4 protein-coding genes and 1 pseudogene are annotated in these 3,714 nt (G+C 67.9%); 2 read left to right on the top strand and 3 right to left on the bottom strand.

Translation table 11 applies throughout. From position 1 onward, the window contains the following. A pseudogene (locus tag ABDW21_RS14345) lies at positions 1 to 585 on the top strand (hypothetical protein); the annotation flags it as partial. Between the two features lie 160 nt (positions 586 to 745). Here the strand turns inward: ABDW21_RS14345 and ABDW21_RS14340 are convergent. After that, positions 746 to 1,591, bottom strand: a complete 846-nt coding sequence (locus ABDW21_RS14340) for a patatin-like phospholipase family protein (RefSeq protein ID WP_343602845.1) — start codon at positions 1,589 to 1,591, stop codon at positions 746 to 748. A 250-nt stretch (positions 1,592 to 1,841) separates the two neighbouring features. Here ABDW21_RS14340 and ABDW21_RS14335 point away from each other — a divergent pair, with 250 nt between their 5' ends. Beyond that, entirely contained in the window at positions 1,842 to 2,576 is a 735-nt protein-coding gene (locus ABDW21_RS14335; RefSeq protein WP_343602847.1) for a Crp/Fnr family transcriptional regulator, read from the top strand. Between the two features lie 384 nt (positions 2,577 to 2,960). Here the strand turns inward: ABDW21_RS14335 and ABDW21_RS14330 are convergent, their stop codons facing one another. Continuing rightward, the gene (locus ABDW21_RS14330) at positions 2,961 to 3,338 is read right to left on the bottom strand and encodes a hypothetical protein (protein WP_343602848.1); all 378 of its coding nucleotides are present in this window, start codon (positions 3,336 to 3,338) and stop codon (positions 2,961 to 2,963) included. 14 nt (positions 3,339 to 3,352) lie between these two features. Continuing rightward, positions 3,353 to 3,714: DUF427 domain-containing protein (locus ABDW21_RS14325; protein WP_343602849.1), on the bottom strand; the 362-nt coding region annotated here is incomplete at its 5' end.

Here is a 3,714-nt window from a genome sequence, read left to right as displayed (position 1 = left end):
CTTACGGCGGCGGTCGCAGCGCGGGCGGGTCGGTGGTCCTGGCCGACGTTGGCGCTGTTCTCCGTCATCGGGGTGGGCTGGATCGTCCTGGCCTCCGTGGTGTTGCCGGTACCGACGGTCGCTCTGGCTCCGCCGCTGTTGGTGGGTGCACTCGAATGGTGCGCTCACGGCGCACGCCCGCCCGCCGCTGCGCTGCGCCGGTGGGCGCTGCTGGTGACGGCGGCAGCGGTGGGCGGCGTGGCGTCGTGGGTGTCGCCGGTGATGGGCGGGGGCGTCGCCCCGGCCCGGGCACTGGTGGCCAGCGCCGTCCAGTTGGCTGCGGTGGGCGTGATGCTGGCCATTCTCGGCTGGACAGGTGAACACCTGTATCCGGCATTGGCGATCGTGCTGGTGCCAAACCTCGTTGCGCCGATCGAGCCGTGGCGCTACGTGCTGGCTATCGGGATCGGCGCCGCGGCGCTGTATGGCGGCGCGACCGTCGTCGCCGGCACAGGTCGGGCACTGCGCCGCGGATCCGTCCGGGTCGGCGGGGAGCGCACCGGTCGAATGTTGCCGCCGGCCCGGATCAAAAGTCGGCGCCGGTGATGCCGGCTGTTGGCGCGCTTTGCGCACTGGGCAACGGGTGCAGCACACCCTGCGCGGGAGGATTGTCAACACGATGACACCGCCGTCTCGGTGATCGAGCGGGAAGACCATCGTCGATCCCGATCGTACGGGTGCGGCGGGCCGGCCGGCGGCGCTGCGCTCAATGCCGGTGTGGCGCAAGCAAAGCCGCTTGACCGGTGACGGGATGGCGCGTCGCCAGCCACTCACGGGTGGCGGTATGCGACCGCTCGATGAGCTGGGCCGTGTGGGTGAAGTCGATTGGTGAGATGCCGAGCGGGCACAGCGGTGGGACCACGCGCAGGTCGACCGCGTCCTCAAAGCGGGCGACGTCGACGGCTAGGCGTTGGTTGACGGCGAGGGCCAAGGCGTGCAGCGCCATCGCCGTCACCCCCTTCGGGGGCTCGGGCAAAGCGCACGAATAGCCGGTGGGCAGCACCCAGATCAGGTCGGCGCCGAGCGCGACGGCATGAGACAGCGGGGTGTTGTTCACCACCCCCCCGTCGATCAGGGCCCGGCCGTTGATATGCACCGGCGGGAAGACGGCGGGAATGGCGGCGCTGGCCGCGATCGCGTCGACCGCGTCTCCCGTCGACAACAGGACATCGCAGCCCGAGAGCACGTCGGTGGCGACCACATGCAGGGGGATCGGCGCATCCTCGAGCCGGGCGAACCCCAGGTGGTCGCTGAGAAGTTGCCGCAGGCCCGCGGCGGGCACCAGGTTCGAGCGCCACCCGAGAAACCCCAGGAGCCCGACGATCGGGCGGGTGGGGAAGATGTCGTTTCGCGTCAGCGACCGCCACAGGTCGGCCAGCTCCCCGATCCCGCCGACGTCGGGCCGCGAAGCCGCCCAGCCGCCGTTGAGCGCGCCGACCGACGTACCGACGACCAGCTCCGGCACGATCCCGGCCTCGGCCAGACCGAGGAGCATCCCCACCTGGATCGAACCGAGGCTCGCACCCCCGGAGAGCACAAATGCTGTCGTCATATTTCACCCAACAAACGGCGATGCAGGAGCCAAGCGCGAGTGTCGCCAGTGTGACACTTCGATGAGGCTGGTGAGCGTCGAGATCCGTGGCCGCGTCAACACATCGGATCAAGCCCTCGTTGATCGCGCACACGGTGCCGTCGGGTGGGCTCGTTGACGGGTCGACCTCCGAACGTGTCAGCGAAATGACATTGCGATGGCAAACTTGTCGGCAGGATGTCACCATCGGCTCTGCGATCGAGGAGGCACGATGTCCGACAACCCTGCGGGCCCGCTCCGGCATATTGTGCAGTCGCTGACCGGCGGGCAGCAGCCTCCCGATGCACAGGTGCGACACGCGGCTTGGGTGGCACGCTGCGTTGGACGCGGCGCAGCGGCACCGCTGCATCCCAACGATCTGTCGGCGCTCGCGGAAACCCTGCAAGCCAAGCAGTTCGCGCCCGGGCAAGTGGTCTTCCTCGGCGATCAGGCCGCTGACGGGGTGTGGATCGTGCGTCAGGGACAGATCGAGCTCGCCGTCGGATCCGGACGCCGGCGCGCTGTCGTGGATGTCCTTCGTCCCGGCGATGTGGATGGCGACATCCCCCTGCTATTGGATATGCCGCTGTTTTACACCGCTCGGACGTTGACCGACGCCACCTGCCTGTTCCTGGAGCGGCACGCGTTTGAGCGGCTGCTCGCCACTCGTCCGGCCATCTCGCGGCGGTGGCTGTCGAGTGTGGCGCAACGGGTGTCGGCGGGGCAGGCGAGGCTGATCAGCATGCTTGGCAGACCCCTGCCCGCCCAGCTCGCGCAGCTTCTGCTCGACGAGGCCGTCGAGAAGCGGGTTGAACTCGCGCAACGCACCATCGCCGCGATGCTCGGCGCGCAGCGTCCGTCGATCAACAAGATTCTCAAAGAGTTCGAGCGCGATCGTCTGATCACCGTGGGGTACGCCGTCATCGAGATCACCGATCCGGACGGTTTGCGCGCTCGCGCAACATGACGCGGGACGACGCCCGGCGAGGTCATGCGGCCCCCGAGGCACGCTGCAGGTCGGGCTTCAGCTGCCGTAACTGGGCACCACAGCACCCCCCGACTGGCAGTACCGCCCGAGCGCGTGCGTATGGATGTCCCGCCCTCTGCCAGCCGACTCGCCGAACCGCGGAGGTTTGCGGTCACGACTGCGGTGTGTTTCCCCTATCCGCGTCCATTCGTCTGGTCGGTGAGGTGCCCCAGAGGGGCGACCTTCATCGATCAGCAGTCCATGCGTGCAGGGTAACCACAGCGCCGCTCGGGGAGCACACAAGATGAATGGCGCAGTTGGGCAACGCCTTTTGTGCCGATCAGGCGAGAGCGTCGAGGACGCGGCGCCGTGTGGAACCGCGGATTACGCGAACCGTTCGAGCCAGGTCGTCACCGCGTACAACGCGCCGTAGGTGCCGGCCGCGATGGCCAGCACTGTCGCCAGCCGCCATCGCAGTCGCCGCATCCCGGCGAGGCTGCACTGATTGCGTCGCCGCAACGCAATCCAGGCCAGCAGCACGAGCACACCCAGCCCGCCCAGGCGGAACCACCACGCGTAATTACCGTAGAGATTATCAGACCACGCTAATGCTGTTGTGGCGCTGACGATTCCGAAGAGTGCAAGGACGGTAGGGCCGGCACAGCAGAGAATGCCGACCAGTCCGCCGGTGATTCCGATGCGCCATATCGGCAGCGCACCGTTCGCCGTCGAGGGGCGTTTCTGGGCAAGATCCTCAGTCACCGGCGGCTTAATGTTCATGTTCTGCTGTCGTGTCGTGCCGTGCTGCTGCCCAGCCGAGCCGCCATGCGGTGTGCGAAGCCGTGCGATGCACCCTCGGGTTCACCTTCGACGGTCACGCCTTTCCAGAACGCGACGTGGTTTTTGATCCGCCGCGCCAGTGGACTCGGGCGTGGGTAGTACCAGGCGGCGTCCGGGTTCACCTCGCCGTTGGCGGTGACGCTGTAGTAGTGAGCCAGGCCCTTCCACGGGCAGACCGATGTGGTCGGGCTGTCGATGAAATGCTCGACGTGCACCGATTCGGGTGGGAAATAGTGGTTGCCCTCCAGCCGGACGGTTCGCGGCGCCTCCGCGAGCACGGTCCCGTTCCATACGGCGC

Source organism: Mycobacterium sp., assembly GCF_039583805.1.
GTDB lineage: Bacteria > Actinomycetota > Actinomycetes > Mycobacteriales > Mycobacteriaceae > Mycobacterium.
The sequence above is the reverse complement of the archived record's forward strand: the minus strand, read 5'-3'. Positions and strand labels throughout refer to the sequence as shown.